We start from the raw sequence: 19,081 nt of genomic DNA on the forward strand, positions 1-19,081 counted from the left end.
TACGACGTTTTTTATAAAAATAAAAATGAATTGCACGTCATTTCTGATAGACGTCAAAATAATCAATGTTCTTAAAATGTTCACAAATTTAGGATTATTGGCTATAATATAAATTGAAAGCCATTATAAATAGTTGGATTTTAAGGAAAAGGGGAAATATCTATGGCAGAATTAAAAAGAGGTTTAGAAGGCGTAATTGCTGCAGAAACTAAGATTAGTTCAATTATCGACAATCAGTTAACGTATGCTGGTTATGATATCGATGACTTAGCAGAGAATGCTCAGTTTGAAGAAATCATTTACTTACTGTGGAATTACGAGCTTCCTAATAAAGAACAATTAGAATCACTTAAAGACAAGTTATATGAACATATGACTTTAAATCCAAGAATGTATGAGCACTTCGAAGAATATGCAACAGATAAAGTACACCCTATGACTGCATTACGTACTTCAGTTTCATACTTAGCACACTTCGATCCAGGTGCTGATGAAGATGACATGGATTCAACATTAGAACGTGCTATTAGAATCCAAGCTAAAATTGCGTCACTTGTGACAGCATTTGCTCGTGTACGTGAAGGTAAAGCGCCAGTTAAACCTGACCGTAGCTTAAACTATGCTGCTAACTTCTTATATATGTTACGTGGTGAAAAACCTACAGACGTTGAAGTTGAAGGTTTCAACAAAGCATTAATCTTACACGCTGACCACGAATTAAACGCATCAGCATTTACTGCGCGTTGTGCGGTTTCATCATTATCAGATATTTATTCTGGTATCACAGCTGCTGTTGGTTCTTTAAAAGGACCTTTACACGGTGGTGCGAACGAACGCGTTATGCGCATGTTAACTGAAATTGGTGAAGAATCTAAAGTAGAAGCTTACCTTGAAGAGAAATTTAATAATAAAGATAAAATTATGGGCTTCGGTCACCGTGTATATAAAAACGGCGACCCTCGTGCGAAGTACCTAAAAGACATGAGTCGTAAAATCACTGATGAAACAGGTCAAAAAGAACTGTTTGAAATCTCTATTAAGATTGCGGACATCATGGAAAAAGAAAAAGGTTTATTACCTAACGTTGACTTCTATAGTGCGACAGTATACCACAGCATGGGTATCGAACACGATTTATTCACACCAATCTTTGCTGTAAGTCGTTCAGCAGGTTGGATTGCACACATCTTAGAACAATATCGTGACAACAGAATTATGCGTCCACGTGCGACATACATCGGTCAAAAAGACCGTAAATATGTTGCAATCGAAGAAAGATAATCTTTATACTTTAGATAAATGAACTTTTAAAAATTATTGGAGGTAGCAAAGTATGACTGCACAAAAAGTAGTAAAATCAAATAACGAATTACAAGTACCAAACGAACCAATCATCCCTTATATCATTGGTGACGGTATCGGACCAGATATTTGGAATGCTGCGAGCAGAGTTATTGATGCTGCTGTTGAGAAAGCTTACAACGGTGAAAAACGTATTGAGTGGAAAGAAATCTTAGCAGGTCAAAAAGCTTATGACGAAACTGGTGAATGGTTACCACAAGAAACTTTAGACGCTATTAAAGAATATTTAATCGCGATTAAAGGACCATTAACTACACCAATCGGTGGCGGTATTCGTTCATTAAACGTAGCATTAAGACAAGAATTAGATTTATTTACTTGCTTACGTCCAGTACGCTGGTTTAAAGGTGTTCCATCACCTGTAAAATGCCCAGAAGATACAGATATGGTTATCTTCCGTGAGAACACTGAAGATATCTATGCTGGTATCGAATATAAAGAAGGTACTCCTGAAGCTAAAAAAGTGATTGACTTCTTACAAGATGAAATGGGTGCTACTAATATCCGTTTCCCTGAAACTTCAGGTATCGGCGTTAAACCAGTATCTAAAGAAGGTTCAGAACGTTTAATCAGAGCAGCAATTGAATATGCGCTTGAAAATAACCGCAAATCAGTTACTTTAGTTCATAAAGGTAACATCATGAAATTCACTGAAGGTGCTTTTAAACAATGGGGTTACGATTTAGCAGAACGTGAATTTGGTGATAAAGTATTTACTTGGCAACAATACGATAAGATCGTAGAAGAAGAAGGTAAAGACAAAGCGAACGAAGCTCAAGATAAAGCTGTAGAAGAAGGTAAAATCATTATCAAAGACTCTATCGCTGATATCTTCTTACAACAAATCTTAACTCGCCCAGCTGAGTACGATGTAGCTGCTACAATGAACTTAAATGGTGACTACATTTCAGATGCATTAGCTGCACAAGTTGGCGGTATTGGTATCGCACCAGGTGCTAATATTAACTATGAAACTGGTCACGCTATCTTTGAAGCAACACATGGTACTGCACCTAAATATACTGGCATGGACAAAGTTAACCCATCATCAGTATTATTAAGTGGTACATTAATGTTAGAACACTTAGGTTGGCAAGAAGCTTCTGACTTAATCACTGCTTCAATTGAAAAAACAATCGCTTCTAAAGTTGTAACTTACGACTTCGCTCGTTTAATGGAAGGTGCAACTGAAGTTAAAACATCTGAATTCGCTGATGAATTAATCAAAAACCTATAATATAACGCTTTACGAAATGCGTAAATGCGACAAGGACACTTGAACTTAAAGCTAGAAGTTTGAGTGTCCTTTTTTGAGGCAATGTAAACTTTATAAATGAAATTACAATTTCTTAAATCATATATTCACATCGAAATCGTTTAAGTAACAGAGTATTTTGTATATAATATGAATTAAATATTAAGGTTTTGTAAAGTTACTTAATTCCATGTTATTTTTTATATGTTTTACGTTATAATTAAGGCAAACATACATAGGAGGTATTGTTCATGTCCCAGAAGGTACTTGTAGTTGATGATGAACAGTCAATCGTAACATTATTAAAATACAATTTAGAACAAGCAGGCTATCATGTTGAAATTGCGAATGATGGTGAAGAAGCGCTCGAAAAAGCAAATGATACTAAACCTGACTTAATTGTGCTTGATGTCATGTTACCCAAAAAGGACGGTATAGAAGTTTGTAAAACGATTCGCTCTGAGAAAAATCAAGTGCCTATACTGATGCTTACTGCAAAGGACGATGAATTTGATCGTGTACTTGGCTTAGAACTTGGTGCAGACGATTATATGACTAAGCCATTTTCTCCTAGGGAAGTTGTCGCTCGTGTAAAAGCCATTTTAAGACGTGCGAGTCAAGTTGAAAGCGTTAAATCAACTGACGAAGACGAAGATATTTTAATTGGTAATATTAAAATTAGACCTGACTTTTTCGAAGTTTATCGCAATGATGAATTACTCGAACTTACACCTAAAGAGTTCGAATTATTATTATACTTAGTTGAACGTCGTGGTCGTGTGATTACGCGTGAACACATGTTAAATTCAGTTTGGAACTATGAATTCGCTGGAGATTCAAGAATTGTAGATGTACATATCAGTCATTTACGCGATAAACTTGAAGAAAATCCAAAGCAACCTAAAATTATTAAAACGGTAAGAGGCTTAGGATATAAACTGGAGCGTCCTAAAGTTAATGATTAAGTTTTATCATAAATTACTGTTGATACTTACAACGATTATAGTTGTAAGTTTTCTTTTATTAGGATTCATTGTTCACAATACGATTTTTTCGATTGTGACAGAACATCAAACTGACAATTATAAAAAAGTCGCGAAAAATGTGTTAGAAAAGTATCAAGAACATGACTTTAAAGATATACGAACAGTAGCTGATCATTACAATGCGGATATCTTAATTGAAGATGGTAAGCAACAATACGATTACCATAGTCTTGATTCTAAAATAATGAAAGATAAGAAAGAAGCAATCCTTAATGATCTAACACGTTCTGAAGATCATTATTATCTCGATAGCGTAGAAGGTGAAATACTCTACGGGTATGAGTCACATGGGATTAAGGTCATCGGTAGTTATCAAGCAACCATGATTAAAGAACTACAAATCGACTTTTGGAAATACTTATTTATTATTTTCTTAATCGTGATGGTAGCTTTATTACTCGCTGCTCAGTATATTAACCGCAGTTACATCCGTCCTATTAATGAAGTGACGTATGCGACGAAACTTCTAGCAAAAGGAAATTATAGAGTACGCGTGCCTGAAAGTAGTGTTGTTGAAACAAGAGATTTATTTGTGACGACGAATGTACTTGCGCGAAAACTTGCACGTTTAAATAGCGATCAAAAGATACAGACAAACCGTCTCGAAACAACTTTACAAAACGTACCAAGTGCGATTCTCATGATTGATAACAAAGGTGAAATCGTAATCGCGAACCAGACATACTACGAAATTTTCTATCAAAATGAAAATATTCAACACCAACGTTATACGGGTTTACTTGATAATAATATCAAGCGCGTGATCTTCGAGGCTTTTAAAACGGAGCAACCGATTTATGAACAAATCGAGCTGTATGTAAATAAAATTCATCAACGTTTCTATGATATGGCTTGTGTGCCCATCTTATCTAAGAATCGTAAGAAGTTACAAGGTATGGTTGTGGTGTTCCACGATATTACGAAGCTTCAAAAACTTGAAAAGATGCGTCGTGAGTTCGTAGCTAACGTGTCACATGAGTTACGTACACCTATCACGTCAATTAAAGGGTTTGCGGAAACGTTGCAAGATGGGGCGAAGCATGATGAAGCATCTTTAGATATGTTCTTATCGATTATGTTAAAAGAATCGAACCGTATTCAATCATTAGTCGATGACTTACTCGATTTATCTAAAATCGAACAAAATTCTTCTATTAAAAAGACACGAATTAATTTAAGTCAGGTGGCCGCATCAGCGAAGAAAGTTATCGAACCGCTCGCAAATCGTAAAGACATTACGTTAATTACTGAAATCGAGCCTGATGTATACACGAATGCTGATGAAAACAAAATTTCACAAGTTATCGTAAACTTAATGACGAATGCGGTCAATTATTCACCAGAAGATCGCAAGGTAACGCTTCGCATTAAAGATTTACAAGACCAACAAATCATTGAAGTCGAAGATGAAGGTATCGGTATCGGCGAAGAAGAAAAACCGAGAATCTTTGAGCGCTTCTACCGTGTAGATAAAGCACGAAGCCGTGATTCTGGTGGTACTGGACTTGGTTTATCCATCACGAAGCATATCGTCGAAGCCTTTAACGGTACCATTGAAGTAGAAAGCGAAGTAGACAAAGGGTCACTCTTTAGAGTTACGTTTTATGAATGATTTACGTTGAAATAGAAATTTAAATAGCACAAATTAACTAGGGCTGAGATACAAACGTGTCTCAGTCCTTTTTCTTTTTGAAAAGGCTTCTAAAACAAAGGGGTGGTTACGTTTAGCAACCGCCACGGCATTGAATCAATCGTCCAACCTTAATAACTTCAAGCATTTAACGCCAAATAAGTGATTTCTATACGGTAATAAAAATAGATATGATAAAATGAAAGAAACATTGTCTGGAGGTCAAAAGTTTTGAAGAAATTAGTATTAATCGATGGTAATAGCTTAAGTTTTAGAGCGTTCTACGCCTTACCACTACTAACAAATAAGTCAGGTATTCATACGAACGCAACGTATGGATTTACGATGCTTTTAGAAAAAATATTAAGAGATGAACAACCTACTCATTTTCTCGTAGCTTTTGATGCAGGAAAAACGACATTCCGTCACAAGGAATTCAAGGATTATAAAGGCGGTCGTCAGAAGACACCACCTGAATTAAGCGAGCAATTCCCGTACATTCGTAAGTTAATCGATACGTATCAAATCAAACGCTATGAGCTTGAGAATTATGAAGCGGATGACATTATCGGTACGTTGAGTAAACAAGCTGATCAGGAAGGCTTTAAAACAATCATCATTACAGGTGACCGCGATTTAACGCAACTCGCTTCTGAACATACTACGATTTACTATACGAAAAAGGGTGTAACAGATGTTGACCACTACACACCAGACTTCATTAGTGAAAAATATAACGGTTTAACGCCGCATCAAATTATTGATATGAAAGGTTTAATGGGTGACACTTCAGATAATATTCCAGGTGTGCCAGGTGTTGGTGAGAAGACAGCGATTAAATTACTTAACCAATATGAAACGGTTGAAGGTGTTTATGACAACATCGATAACGTTTCTGGTAAAAAGATGAAGGAAAAGTTAATCGATCATAAAGATGATGCCTTAATGAGTAAATCACTCGCGACGATTAACGTTGATAGCCCGATTGAAGTTAAACTTGATGAAACGAAGTTACCTGATTCAATTAAAGAAGACGACAAGATTAAATTGTTTAAAGAGCTTGAATTTAAACAATTACTCAACCAAATGTCAGATGAAGACGTGTCCGAAGAAGTGACTGAAGTTGAAATCGACGTCTCAAACGATTTAAGTCAAATTGACTTTAAGCACCTTGATCAAGCGACGATTCACTTCGAACTCGACGGCTTCAATTATTTAAAGGATGACATCCTCAAGTTTGGTATTTCAGACGGCGAACATTTCGTTGTGGTAGACGCTGATCAGGTTCAGAATCATGAAGATTTAAAAACTTTCTTAGCTTCTCATAAAACGAAGAAAGTTGTATTTGATGCGAAGAAAACGTATGTGGCGAGCCACCGTTTAAATCTTGAAATCGCGTACATCACGTTCGACCTCATGCTTGCGAGTTACATTCTAGACCCGTCGCACACGATTGAGGACGTTCAATCCGTGGTATCTCAGTTCAATATCGGTTATGTGAAATCTCAAGAAGCGATTTATGGTAAAGGTAAGAAACGCCAGGTTCCTGAAAGCAACGTGCTTGATGATTATGTGGCCACTATTTTAAAAGCCACGCACGACCTCGAACCTGAATTAACGAAGAAACTTGAAGCTTATAAGCAATTAGAACTGTTAAAAGAGCTTGAATTACCGCTTGCGAAAATTTTAAGTGAGATGGAAGAAATAGGTATCTACACGGATGTAAATGAACTTAAAACAATGGAGAAAGAACTTCAAGAAAAACTAGACGTTCTCATTGAGCGTATTCATGAAGCTGCTGGTGAAGACTTTAATATTAATTCACCTAAGCAACTTGGAGTTATCTTATTTGAAAAGCTTGAACTACCAGTTATTAAGAAGACTAAAACAGGTTATTCAACAGCAGTAGACGTACTGGAACAATTACAAGGTAAACATAAGATCATTGATGATATTCTAGAATATCGTCAGCTTGCGAAACTACAATCGACATATGTTGAAGGCTTACAGAAAGTGATTGCTGAAGATAATCGCATTCACACACGCTTCAATCAAACGTTAGCGCAAACAGGTCGTTTATCGTCTATTGATCCTAACTTACAAAATATCCCAATTCGTTTAGAAGAAGGGCGTAAAATCCGTAAAGCGTTCAAATCAACCGATAAGGATTATGTGATCTTTGCGGCCGATTATTCTCAAATCGAGTTACGCGTACTTGCGCATATCACTGGTGATGAAACTTTATCTAAAGCCTTTATTGAAAGCGAGGACATTCATACGACGACTGCGATGAAGGTATTTGATGTGAAAGCAGATGACGTAACATCAAATATGCGTCGACAAGCTAAAGCAGTTAACTTTGGGATTGTTTACGGTATAAGTGATTATGGTTTAAGCCAAAGTCTTGGTATTCCGCGTAAACAAGCAAAAGCATTTATTGATGAATATCTTGGTCATTTTCCAGGGGTAAAACAATATATGGATGACATCATACAAGATGCGAAACAAGATGGATTCGTTGAGACATTGTATAACAGACGTCGCTATATTCCAGATATCACGAGCCGTAATTTCAATCGTCGTAGTTTCGCTGAGCGTACTGCGATGAACACACCTATCCAAGGTAGTGCAGCTGATATTATTAAACTTGCGATGGTTCATTTTAAAGAAGCGGTCAAAGACACAGACTTTAATGCGAAATTGCTTTTACAAGTGCACGATGAGCTGATCTTTGAGGTGCCTAAAGATGAGATTGAAGCGTTTAGCCGCTTTGTAAAAGACATCATGGAAAATGCGATCGACTTAGATGTACCATTACAAGTCGATGCGAATTATGGACCTACATGGTACGATGCTAAATAGAAAGAAGGACGACTATGCCAGAATTACCAGAAGTTGAACATGTCAAAAAAGGCATTACACCTTTTGCGGAAGGTCAAACAATTATAGATATTTATTACTCTGTACAAGTATTTCAAGGAAAGAAAGAGGGTCGTCAGACGATCATCAAGGGAAATACTTTAGAGGACTTTTCAAAATATGCGATATCTTATACAATTGAAAAAATTGAAAGACGTAGCAAATATATTCTATTTCATTTGAGAAAAGATTCGAATAAGCGTATAATTGTAGGCCACTTAGGTATGGCAGGTGGATTCTTTATTGTTAACAACATTGAGGACATTCCGGTTGAGAACTACCGTAAACATTGGCATGTGGCATTTAAACTTGATAATGATATGTTGCTTGTGTTCTCTGATATTAGACGATTCGGGGAGTTACGTAACATTGGGACGTATGACGGATATCCGTCGCTTAAGGAAATCGCGCCGGAACCGTTTGATGATTCGGCATATGCACACTTTATGCATAAGTTAAATCAAAAATCTGTTCAATCTAAACCGATTAAGCAGGTGATTCTCGATCATCGTGTTATATCGGGTTGTGGCAATATCTATGCATGTGAAGCGTTATTTAATGCGAAGCTGCATCCTGCTACTAAAGTTAAGCAATTATCTGATGATGATAAAATGTGCGTCTTTCAAGAAATTGTTGATGTGCTTAAATTAGGTATAAAATACGGTGGCACGAGTGTGACGAACTATCGTCATGCAGACGGTAATGAAGGTACGATGCAAGATCGCCTTCAAGTTTATAAAAAGCACACGTGTCCGGTTTGTAGAACATCAATTCGTAGAGAAATTATTGGCAAGCGTAATACGCACTATTGTCCAAACTGCCAAAATTAGAGGAAAGAGGGAAACTATGCCAAAGGTTATAGGGTTAACAGGAGGTATTGCGACAGGTAAATCTACAGTCGCTGAGTTACTTGAAATACATGGGTTTAAAATTGTAGATGCTGACATTGCTTCACGTAAAGCCGTTGAGAAGGGTAGTAAAGGCCTTGAGCAAGTCCGTGAAGTGTTTGGTGATGAAGCTATTAATGATCAAGGAGAAATGGACCGTCAATATGTAGGTAACATTGTGTTTACGGATGACGCGAAACGCCTGCAACTTAATCAAATTATTCATCCAATTGTTCGTGAAATTATGGATGATGAAAAGGATGCTTTACTTGAGCAAGGTCACGATGTTGTGATGGATATTCCGTTACTCTTTGAAAATGGCTTAGAAGACACAGTCGATGAAACGTGGCTTGTATACGCTTCTGAAAGTATTCAAGTTGACCGTTTAATGCAGCGTAACGATCTTTCGATGGAAGATGCGAAAGCACGTGTGTATAGTCAAATTTCAATTGATAAGAAGAGCCGTATGGCGGACGTTGTGATTGAAAACTTAGGTTCATTACTTGAACTGAAACAAAACTTAGAAGCTGTGTTGAAGGTAAAAGGCTATTTAGAAGAACAAAATGAAACTGAATAATTTATTTAAAACTGGGATGAATGTCATCTCAGTTTTTTTATAGGATTATAAAGGGCTTTTCAAGGGAGGGTGACGGTGATTAACAGTATAAAATTACAAGATAATTAACGGTTTTAATCATTTAAAGCATTAATATATCAATACTTTCAATTTAATTCATAAATTATTAGGAAAACGGTTTCAATTTCTCATAATTGTGCTATACTTTTGATTATAAAGTATAACACAATTTCGAGGGGTGCTTTTTGAAAATGGCAACAAATATTGCAATTAATGGATTAGGAAGAATCGGAAGAATGGTATTACGTATTGCTATGAATAGCGATGACTTAAATGTGGTAGCAATCAACGCGAGCTATCCACCAGAAACAATCGCACACTTAGTTAAATACGATACTACTCACGGATTATACGAAAAAGATGTTAAAGTAAAAGGTGACAACATTGAAATCGATGGTCAAGAGATTAAATTAACTTCTGATCGTAATCCTGAAAACTTACCATGGGAATCATTAAATGTTGATATTGTAATTGAAGCAACAGGTGCTTTCAACCATGGTGATAAAGCAAGTGCACACGTTAAAGCTGGTGCGAAAAAAGTATTATTAACTGCGCCATCTAAAGGCGGCGACGTTCAAACGATCGTTAAAGGTGTTAACGACAAAGACTTAGACGTTGAAAAATATGACGTATTCAGTAACGCTTCATGTACAACAAACTGCTTAGCGCCAGTAGCTAAAATCTTAAATGACGAATTCGGTATCGAAAATGGTCTTATGACTACAGTTCACGCGATTACAAACGATCAAAAGAACTTAGACAATCCTCATAAAGACTTACGTCGTGCGAGAGCTTGTAATGAAAGTATCATTCCAACTTCAACAGGTGCTGCTAAAGCATTAGCATTAGTATTACCGGAAGTTGAAGGTAAATTACACGGTATGGCTTTACGTGTACCAACTAAAAACGTATCTCTCGTTGACTTAGTGGTTGACCTTAAGAAAGATGTAACTGTTGAAGAAGTTAATAAAGCATTCGAAAACAGTGAATATAAAGGTGTAGTTGACATCACTGAAGAACCTTTAGTATCAGTTGATTTCAATACAAACCCACATTCAAGTATTGTTGATGCTCAATCTACAATCGTTATGGGCGACAATAAAGTTAAAGTATTAGCTTGGTACGACAACGAATGGGGTTATTCAAACCGCGTTGTAGAAGTTGCTGAGTTAATTGCAAATTCTTTAAAATAATCTGAAACTAAGATAAAATCTTAATATGGATATTGCAATCAACCTTAGGTGCATTAGTGCCTAAGGTTGTTTTTTTTATGCCTTTTTTGAAAATGGGGGCTAACGGCGGGGCTGTAGTGTGGGTGAATTGGGTTTAGTTAGTTAGTGGTACGGGGGCGTTATACGATTGTTTGAAATTCTTTAGTGTAACTCATATGTTGCTCCGCAGTTTGTGAAGGTCTGTTTGACAAGGCGCCCATGTTACATTGTTTGAGTTGATCTTTGTAACAAGGCGTCCATATTACATTGTTTGATCGTGTCTTTGTAACAAGGCGCCCTTATTACATTGTTTGATTAAGTTTTTGTAACAAGGCGCCCATGTTACATTGTTTGAGTAAGTCTATGTAACAAGGCGCCCATGTTACATTGTTTAAGTCGGTCTTTGTATCAAGGCGTCCATGTTAAATTGTTTGATTGAGTCTATGTAACAAGGCGCCCATGTTACATTGTTTAATTGAGTTTTTGTAACAAGGCGCCCATATTACATTGTTTGATTGAGTCTTTGTAACAAGGCGTCCATGTTACATTGTTTGAGTTGATCTTTGTAACAAGGCGCCCATGTTACATTGTTTGAGTTGATCTTTGTAACAAGGCGTCCATGTTACATTGTTTGAGTTGATCTTTGTAACAAGGCGTCCATGTTACATTGTTTGAGTTGATCTTTGTAACAAGGCGCCCATATTACATTGTTTGATTAAGTCTTTGTAACAAGGAGAATTTTCGCCATCGAAAATTTTTTCATTATTTGAATCGTTGGTTTAATTATTGATTATGATTTCTATATGATAGCGTTGCCGTTATGCGATTGTTTAAAATTTCTATCGCGTAACGGTCTCCTTATGCGATTGTTTAAAATTTCTATCGCGTAACGGCCTCCTTATGCGATTGTTTGAAATTTCTATCGCGTAACAGCCTCGTTATGCGATTGTTTTATTTTTCTTTCGCGTAACGGCCTCCTTATGCGATTGTTTAAAATTTCTTTCGCGTAACGGCCTCGTTATGCGATTGTTTTGAAAATCTTTCGCGTAACGGCCTCCTTATGCGATTGTTTGAAATTTCTTTCGCATAACTGACCCAATACAAGACTATTTAAAATCATATTTTCCTTAAAAGTCTCAAACAAGAAACGTTCGTCTGTTTAGACGAACGTTAACCCGCTTCCTTCTTAACTTTTCAGAAGTATCATCTAAAGGGCTTTTCAAGGAGGGGACACGTCCTTTCTTTTGTGAAAGCGTGATTTATAGTATAATAAAGAGAAATTAAATGGATGAAAGGTGAGAATGGATGAAATGCCCCAAATGTAATGCTACTCAATCTCGCGTGGTAGATTCTCGTCACGCGGATGAAATGAATGCAATAAGAAGACGTCGCGAGTGTGAAACTTGTGGTACACGTTTTACTACATTTGAACATATTGAAGTGAGTCCATTAATTGTAGTGAAGAAAGACGGTACGAGAGAGCAATTCAACCGCGATAAGATTTTGAATGGGCTGGTCCGTTCATGTGAGAAAAGACCCGTACAATTTCAAAAATTAGAGGAAATTACGAATAAAGTAGAATGGCAATTGCGAGAAGATGGTCATTCAGAAATATCTTCACGTGAGATTGGTGAGTACGTGATGGATTTATTGATGCACGTTGACCAAGTATCCTACGTGCGCTTTGCGTCAGTTTATCGAGAATTTAAAGATGTCGATCAATTATTACAATCCATGCAAGGTATTTTAAAAGATAATAAACGGAGTGAGTAAGTATGTCGATGTCGTCTTATGATTTTAGCCTAAGACCTCAAGATGGTTTTAGTGTAGTACAAGACTTTCACTTTTCACATATGCAGCAAAATGTACTAAATAGACTCTTTACGCCGTTAATCGGGCCTAAAGCAGTAGGTATCTATATTTATTTAAGTCAATTTGGCGAAATGATGGAAGCGGTACCGTTAACGCATTATACGATTATGAATGAATTAAAAGTTAATTTGATGAAATTTAGAGCCGCGATGGATGCGTTAGAGGGCATTGGGCTTATTAAATCCTTTGTGCAACATAATCAAGATGCGTCACATTTTATTTATCAACTATTGCCTTTACCTACACCACATCAATTCTTCCAAGATCCAATGTTATCTGTGTATTTATATCAAGCTGTAGAGAAGAAGCGTTACCAACAATTGAAGGCGTATTTTACGAAGCCAAACGAAGACTTAAGTGCTTTTCAAGAGATAACGAAGAAGTTCACGGATGTCTTTGAAATACCTAAGGACGCGCTTAGCTTGGACGCGACGAACGTTCAAGGGGAGCAGAAGTATCAAGGTGTCGACTTATCAGAGCTTAAATTTAACTTTGAGACGTTATATGATTTATTGCAACATCACTATGTGAGTAAGGAAATTGTGTCGAAGGATATTAAGGCGCTCATCATACAACTCGCGACGCTATACGGATTGAATGAGTCGTCGATGAAATCTATCATTCTAAAATCTTTAACGAGTAATCAACGCATTTCGACTGAGTCGCTGCGTAAATATGCGCGTTCGTATTATCTGATGGAGCATGAAAAAGAATTGCCTGAATTAAAACAGCAATCGTATGAGCGCGAGGATTCTAAAACGCGTGAACAGGCGACTTCATCTGAAGATGGAATGGCAGCTTGGTTTGAATTGTTGGATGAGACGAGTCCAATTGATATGTTAGCATCGTGGTCAGAATCTGAACCAACCATACGTCAAAAGAAACTCATAGAAGATTTGATTGAACGTGAGAAATTACCATTCGGCGTTATTAATATCTTGCTACAATATGTCATGCTTAAAAATGATTACACGATTAATCGTTCTTATGTAGAAGAAATTGCGTCAAGCTGGAAGAAAAAGGGCTTACAAAATGCTGAACAAGCCTATGAACACTCTAAGAACATTCAAGAAAGCCAACAAAAGCGAAAAGCTTCTAAAGCGAAATCATCTCAGAAACAAATTGTTTCTAAAGAGAAAACGCCTAAATGGCTTCAAAATAAGAAATCGAATGCATCTAAACCTGCTAAAGGTAAGAAAACATTGTCAGCTGAAGAAGAAGCGGAACTTGAGAAGAAACGACAGGCCTTTTACAAAAGGTTACAAGAAAATTGGGGGGAGGATGACGTATAATGAAATCTTTCGGAAGTATTATGGGAAACCAAGATAAGTTACAAGCGCGCATTGACAAAATCAAACGCGATGTGCTAAATGATCCTGATGTTAAGGCGTTCTTAGATGCGCATCAATCAGAATTGACGACACATATGATTGATCAAGATTTGAATATTCTGCAGGAGTATAAAGACCAGCAAAAACATTACACAGACAATCATAAGTTCGAAGATTGTCCGAATTTCGTTAAAGGTCACGTACCGAGCCTGTACATCGAGAATGGTCGTATTAAGATCAAATATACGCCGTGCCCATGTAAAATTAAGCACGATGAAGAGAAAGCATTTAAGAATTTGATTACGTCATACCACATGCATCATGATACGTTAAATGCGAACTTGAAAGACATTCATTTAGATGACCATCAACGTATTGAAATTGCGCAGGAAGCTGAGAAAGTGTGTAATGCAATAACGGAAGGTCGTTCTGTAAAAGGTTTTTATATCTATGGGCCTTTTGGCACAGGGAAATCGTTCATCATTGGTGCCATGGCTAATCAATTACGTACTAAAAAAGTGCCGTCAACGGTTGTCTACTTGCCTGAATTTATCCGTGCGTTGAAATCTGGTATTAAGGATGGGTCGTTTGAAGATAAATTAAAATTTGTTCGAGAGGCTAACGTGTTGATGTTAGATGACATTGGTGCTGAAGAAGTGACACCATGGGTTCGTGATGAAATTATTGGACCAGTATTACATTATAGAATGGTGAATGAATTACCGACGTTCTTTACATCTAACTTTGATTTAGACGAGCTTGAACATCACCTTTCAATTACCCGTGGAGGCGCGGAAGCTACGAAGGCTGCACGTATCTTGGAGCGTATTAAAACATTAGCAACGCCATTTTATTTAGATGGTGAAAATTATAGAAACAATTGAAATTTGAGATAAGTGTTGTATAATAGACTTAAATTCAAAGGAAAAATCTCGAGGATACGATAGATGAATCACTGTATGTACAGAGAATTATGCATATGTTGAGAGCATGAGATACATATTTATTTGTTACTCCCTCTTTGTTGGTGTTTGTAATGAACACCCGGCTCAAGACCGTTATCTTAAGTAGAGTTACTTTTAAGTGCGCATGCATTTATGAGTCAATTAGGGTGGTAACGCGATTTAGACCTCGTCCCTTTATGGGATGGGGTCTTTTTTGCGTTTTTTAAAATAAAAGGAGGCAATATCATGGATCAAATTAAAGTAAAATTTCCAGATGGTAATGTGAAGGAATTTGAACACGGTACAACTACTGAAGATATCGCGCAATCTATTAGTCCTGGATTACGTAAAAAAGCAGTTGCCGGTAAATATAATGGGCAAATGGTTGATTTAACACGTCCACTTGAAGAAGATGGAGAACTTGAAATAATTACGCCTGGTAGTGAAGAGGCGTTAGAAGTATTACGTCACTCAACAGCACACTTAATGGCGCAAGCGTTAAAACGTTTATATGGCGATGTTAAGTTTGGTGTTGGTCCTGTTATCGAAGAGGGCTTCTACTATGACTTTGATATGGACACTCGTATTTCAAGTGAAGATTTTGACAAGATTGAAAAGACAATGAAGAAAATTGTCGACGAAAATCATAAAATTGAACGTAAAGTTGTATCACGTGACGAAGCTAAAGATTTCTTTAGCGATGATCCATACAAGCTTGAATTAATTGATGCGATTCCTGAAGATGAGAACGTGACACTTTATTCTCAAGGTGAATTTACTGACCTTTGTCGCGGTGTACACGTACCTTCAACTTCTAAAATTAAGGAATTTAAATTATTATCAACAGCTGGTGCTTATTGGAGAGGCGATAGTAACAATAAAATGCTTCAACGTATTTATGGTACAGCCTTCTTCGATAAGAAAGCATTAAAAGAGCATTTAAAAGTTTTAGAAGAGCGTAAAGAACGTGACCACCGTCGTATTGGTAAAGACTTAGAGCTTTTCACAAATAATCAATTAGTTGGTGCTGGGTTACCATTATGGTTACCAAATGGTGCAACAATTCGTCGTGAAATCGAACGCTATATTGTTGATAAAGAGGTTGCGCTTGGTTATGACCACGTGTATACACCAGTTATGGCGAACGTTGATTTATACAAAACGTCAGGTCACTGGGATCACTATCAAGATGATATGTTCCCGACAATGAAATTAGATGAATCTGAAGAAATGGTAATGCGTCCGATGAACTGTCCACACCACATGATGATTTATGCGAACAAGCCGCATTCTTATCGTGAATTACCAATCCGTATTGCGGAACTTGGTACAATGCATCGTTATGAAGCAAGTGGTGCTGTTTCAGGTTTACAACGTGTTCGAGGTATGACTTTAAATGATGCACATATCTTCGTGCGTCCAGATCAAATTAAAGAAGAGTTCAAACGCGTTGTTGAAATGATTATTGAGGTTTACAAAGATTTCGGATTTGAAGATTACCGTTTCCGTTTAAGTTATCGTGACCCTGAGGATAAAGATAAATACTTCGATGACGATGACATGTGGTTAAAAGCAGAAGGCATGTTAAAAGAAGCGGTTGATGAGTTAGGCTTAGAATATGAAGAAGCAATTGGCGAAGCGGCATTCTATGGTCCTAAGCTTGATGTTCAGGTTAAAACTGCGATGGGTAAAGAAGAAACGTTATCTACAGCACAACTAGACTTCTTATTACCACAAAAGTTTGATTTAACATACATCGGTAGTGATGGTGAACATCACCGTCCAGTCGTTATTCACCGTGGTGTCGTATCAACTATGGAACGTTTCGTTGCTTTCTTAACTGAAGAAACTAAAGGTGCATTCCCAACATGGTTAGCGCCTAAACAAGTCGAAATTATTCCAGTAAATGTAGACTTACACTATGATTATGCAAGACTTTTACAAGATGAGTTAAAATCTCAAGGCGTACGTGTATCAATCGACGACCGTAATGAGAAAATGGGTTATAAAATCCGTGAAGCGCAAATGAAGAAAATCCCTTACCAAATTGTTATTGGTGACAAAGAGGTTGAAAATAAAGAAGTTAACGTGCGTAAATACGGTTCACAAGATCAAGAAACTGTTGAACGCGATACATTTATCTGGGATTTAGTTGACGAAATTCGTCTGAAAAAGTAATGAAAGCTTGAAAATATACACATTATAATGTATAGTTATCGTTAATTAAATATTTAAAGAAGTTAGAGGTCGCAACTTTAATCAGTAGTACTTCAGAAGTTTGATGAAACATATGTTGAAAGTACGAAAGGTAACGTTGCCGAAACAAAGCGTATTCATCGTACGTTTTGTTGGGCCAATTGCCGAAAGGAATTGGACTGTCACAACATGTGATGTGCTACCTATATAAATGACAAAAGGTTGCATTTCAAAATGCAGCCTTTTATTTTTGCCTCTCAACTGAAGAAAGGATAAGAATATGGAAAATAATCATAAGACACAAAATGAAGTACAACGCGGTCTTAAAGATCGTCACGTCTCCATGATTGCTATTGGAGGTTGTATTGGTACAGGATTATTTATGACATCTGGTGGTGCCATTCACGATGCTGGGCCACTTGGTGCCTTACTCGGTTATGCGATAATCGGGATTATGGTATTCTTCTTAATGACCTCACTCGGTGAAATGGCAACATATTTACCGGTTTCAGGTTCATTTAGTACATATGCGACACGATTTGTAGATCCGTCGCTAGGATTCGCCTTAGGTTGGAACTACTGGTTTAACTGGGTCATTACCGTTGCAGCCGATGTAACCATTGCAGCGCAAGTTATACAGTATTGGTCGCCGTTACAATTTTTACCAGCTTGGGGTTGGAGTGCGATATTCTTAGCCATTATTTTTGGACTTAATATGTTAAGTGTTCAAGTATATGGTGAGAGTGAGTATTGGTTTGCTTTAATCAAAGTTTTAACAGTAATCGTGTTTATTATAGTAGGTTTACTTACAATTTTTGGTATTTTAGGTGGACCATTCATTGGATTTGAAACGTTTATGCAAGGTGAAGGACCTATTTTAGGTGATGGCCTTGGTGGTAGTTTCTTAACGATTCTTGGTGTATTCTTAATCGCCGGTTTCTCATTCCAAGGTACTGAGTTAATCGGTATTACAGCAGGGGAATCTGAGAATCCAGAGCGTGCTGTGCCAAAAGCTATAAAGCAAGTATTCTGGAGAATTTTGTTATTCTACATTTTAGCCATCTTTGTAATTGGTATGGTAATTCCGTATACAAGTGGTGCTTTAATGGGTGGCGAAGAAGATATCGCGATGTCGCCGTTTACACTTGTATTTAAGAATGCAGGACTTGCTTTTGCAGCATCATTTATGAATGCCGTTATCTTAACTTCTGTATTATCAGCAGGTAACTCAGGCATGTATGCGTCAACGCGTATGCTTTTCTCAATGAGTAAAGATAAACTTGCTTGGAAACAGTTCGGTCAAACGAATAAACAAGGTACACCGATTATGTCATTATTAGCAACTGCGATTATTGTTATTATCGTATTCTTACTTCAACATATTAGTGGTGAAGCTTATGAGTACATCGTTGCGGCAAGTGGTTTAACAGGCTTTATTGCCTGGGTTGGTATTGCGATTTCCCATTATCGATTTAGACGTGCGTTCAAAGCGCAAGATTATGATAAATCTAAGTTAAAGTATAAAGCGATGTTCTTCCCATTCGGCCCAATTTTCGCTGGTTTACTCTGTGTACTTGTTATCTTAGGTCAGGATGTTGACTTAATTAAAACAGGTGATTTTGATATTAAACGATTCTTCATCACTTACATGGGTATTCCGATATTCTTAGCATTCTTTATCTATCATAAAATAAGATATAAAACGAAGAAGATTCCATTAAAAGAAGTTGATTTAAGTCAAGAGAACTCAATGGATCAAGTAAAACATAATTAATTTAGAAAAAGTGATTG

The 19,081-nt window shown here is 36.9% G+C and carries 13 protein-coding genes and 1 riboswitch; all 13 genes read left to right on the forward strand.

Annotation, left to right across the window (positions count from 1 at the left end; translation table 11 throughout):
• Nucleotides 1–162: 162 nt before the first annotated feature.
• Nucleotides 163–1,281 carry a citrate synthase gene (locus tag ACF3N8_RS07095; protein ID WP_009381914.1) on the forward strand — a complete coding sequence of 373 codons (1,119 nt, stop codon included), beginning with the start codon at nucleotides 163–165 and terminating at the stop codon, nucleotides 1,279–1,281.
• Between the two features lie 52 nt (nucleotides 1,282–1,333).
• Nucleotides 1,334–2,599 carry an NADP-dependent isocitrate dehydrogenase gene (gene icd / locus ACF3N8_RS07100; protein WP_392449783.1) on the forward strand — a complete coding sequence of 422 codons (1,266 nt, stop codon included), beginning with the start codon at nucleotides 1,334–1,336 and terminating at the stop codon, nucleotides 2,597–2,599.
• A 269-nt stretch (nucleotides 2,600–2,868) separates the two neighbouring features.
• Nucleotides 2,869–3,582 carry a response regulator transcription factor gene (locus ACF3N8_RS07105; RefSeq protein WP_017176462.1) on the forward strand — a complete coding sequence of 238 codons (714 nt, stop codon included), beginning with the start codon at nucleotides 2,869–2,871 and terminating at the stop codon, nucleotides 3,580–3,582.
• The gene (gene pnpS, locus ACF3N8_RS07110; protein WP_238101811.1) at nucleotides 3,575–5,275 is read left to right on the forward strand and encodes a two-component system histidine kinase PnpS; all 1,701 of its coding nucleotides are present in this window, start codon (nucleotides 3,575–3,577) and stop codon (nucleotides 5,273–5,275) included. Before ACF3N8_RS07105 ends, pnpS begins: the two co-directional genes overlap by 8 nt.
• Before the next feature lie 249 nt (nucleotides 5,276–5,524).
• On the forward strand, nucleotides 5,525–8,155 hold the full coding sequence (gene polA / locus ACF3N8_RS07115) for a DNA polymerase I (RefSeq protein WP_392449784.1): 2,631 nt from the start codon (nucleotides 5,525–5,527) through the stop codon (nucleotides 8,153–8,155).
• Between the two features lie 14 nt (nucleotides 8,156–8,169).
• Complete coding sequence (mutM, locus tag ACF3N8_RS07120) at nucleotides 8,170–9,042, forward strand: bifunctional DNA-formamidopyrimidine glycosylase/DNA-(apurinic or apyrimidinic site) lyase (RefSeq protein ID WP_238101810.1); 873 nt, start codon at nucleotides 8,170–8,172, stop codon at nucleotides 9,040–9,042.
• Nucleotides 9,043–9,058: 16 nt separating this feature from the next.
• Complete coding sequence (coaE, locus tag ACF3N8_RS07125; protein WP_392449785.1) at nucleotides 9,059–9,676, forward strand: dephospho-CoA kinase; 618 nt, start codon at nucleotides 9,059–9,061, stop codon at nucleotides 9,674–9,676.
• A gap of 251 nt (nucleotides 9,677–9,927) precedes the next feature.
• A complete protein-coding gene (locus tag ACF3N8_RS07130) occupies nucleotides 9,928–10,929 on the forward strand; it encodes a glyceraldehyde-3-phosphate dehydrogenase (RefSeq protein WP_009381904.1) in 1,002 nt (333 codons plus the stop codon).
• A gap of 1,323 nt (nucleotides 10,930–12,252) precedes the next feature.
• Nucleotides 12,253–12,720: a transcriptional regulator NrdR gene (gene nrdR / locus ACF3N8_RS07135; RefSeq protein ID WP_009381903.1), complete on the forward strand. Its 468-nt coding sequence runs from the start codon at nucleotides 12,253–12,255 to the stop codon at nucleotides 12,718–12,720.
• A 2-nt stretch (nucleotides 12,721–12,722) separates the two neighbouring features.
• Complete coding sequence (locus ACF3N8_RS07140) at nucleotides 12,723–14,111, forward strand: replication initiation and membrane attachment family protein (protein WP_009381893.1); 1,389 nt, start codon at nucleotides 12,723–12,725, stop codon at nucleotides 14,109–14,111.
• Nucleotides 14,111–15,034, forward strand: coding sequence for a primosomal protein DnaI (gene dnaI, locus ACF3N8_RS07145; protein ID WP_392449786.1), 924 nt, complete (start codon nucleotides 14,111–14,113; stop codon nucleotides 15,032–15,034). Before ACF3N8_RS07140 ends, dnaI begins: the two co-directional genes overlap by 1 nt.
• 306 nt (nucleotides 15,035–15,340) lie before the next feature.
• Nucleotides 15,341–17,272: a threonine--tRNA ligase gene (gene thrS / locus ACF3N8_RS07150; protein ID WP_238093336.1), complete on the forward strand. Its 1,932-nt coding sequence runs from the start codon at nucleotides 15,341–15,343 to the stop codon at nucleotides 17,270–17,272.
• Nucleotides 17,273–17,327: 55 nt separating this feature from the next.
• A riboswitch (Lysine riboswitch) is annotated at nucleotides 17,328–17,500 on the forward strand.
• A 70-nt stretch (nucleotides 17,501–17,570) separates the two neighbouring features.
• The gene (locus ACF3N8_RS07155; protein ID WP_238101806.1) at nucleotides 17,571–19,064 is read left to right on the forward strand and encodes an amino acid permease; all 1,494 of its coding nucleotides are present in this window, start codon (nucleotides 17,571–17,573) and stop codon (nucleotides 19,062–19,064) included.
• The last annotated feature ends 17 nt before the right edge of the window (nucleotides 19,065–19,081 follow it).

This window comes from Staphylococcus massiliensis (assembly GCF_043186315.1).
Lineage (GTDB): Bacteria > Bacillota > Bacilli > Staphylococcales > Staphylococcaceae > Staphylococcus > Staphylococcus massiliensis.

What these genes read in the sequence shown, in the direction of transcription:
- ACF3N8_RS07140 (WP_009381893.1), top strand. Translation starts at nt 12,723, where the DNA reads ATGTCGATGTCGTCTTATGATTTTAGCCTAAGACCTCAAGATGGTTTT.
- nrdR (WP_009381903.1), top strand. Translation starts at nt 12,253, where the DNA reads ATGAAATGCCCCAAATGTAATGCTACTCAATCTCGCGTGGTAGATTCT.
- mutM (WP_238101810.1), top strand. Translation starts at nt 8,170, where the DNA reads ATGCCAGAATTACCAGAAGTTGAACATGTCAAAAAAGGCATTACACCT.
- ACF3N8_RS07130 (WP_009381904.1), top strand. Translation starts at nt 9,928, where the DNA reads ATGGCAACAAATATTGCAATTAATGGATTAGGAAGAATCGGAAGAATG.
- coaE (WP_392449785.1), top strand. Translation starts at nt 9,059, where the DNA reads ATGCCAAAGGTTATAGGGTTAACAGGAGGTATTGCGACAGGTAAATCT.
- icd (WP_392449783.1), top strand. Translation starts at nt 1,334, where the DNA reads ATGACTGCACAAAAAGTAGTAAAATCAAATAACGAATTACAAGTACCA.
- ACF3N8_RS07105 (WP_017176462.1), top strand. Translation starts at nt 2,869, where the DNA reads ATGTCCCAGAAGGTACTTGTAGTTGATGATGAACAGTCAATCGTAACA.
- dnaI (WP_392449786.1), top strand. Translation starts at nt 14,111, where the DNA reads ATGAAATCTTTCGGAAGTATTATGGGAAACCAAGATAAGTTACAAGCG.
- ACF3N8_RS07095 (WP_009381914.1), top strand. Translation starts at nt 163, where the DNA reads ATGGCAGAATTAAAAAGAGGTTTAGAAGGCGTAATTGCTGCAGAAACT.
- pnpS (WP_238101811.1), top strand. Translation starts at nt 3,575, where the DNA reads ATGATTAAGTTTTATCATAAATTACTGTTGATACTTACAACGATTATA.
- thrS (WP_238093336.1), top strand. Translation starts at nt 15,341, where the DNA reads ATGGATCAAATTAAAGTAAAATTTCCAGATGGTAATGTGAAGGAATTT.
- ACF3N8_RS07155 (WP_238101806.1), top strand. Translation starts at nt 17,571, where the DNA reads ATGGAAAATAATCATAAGACACAAAATGAAGTACAACGCGGTCTTAAA.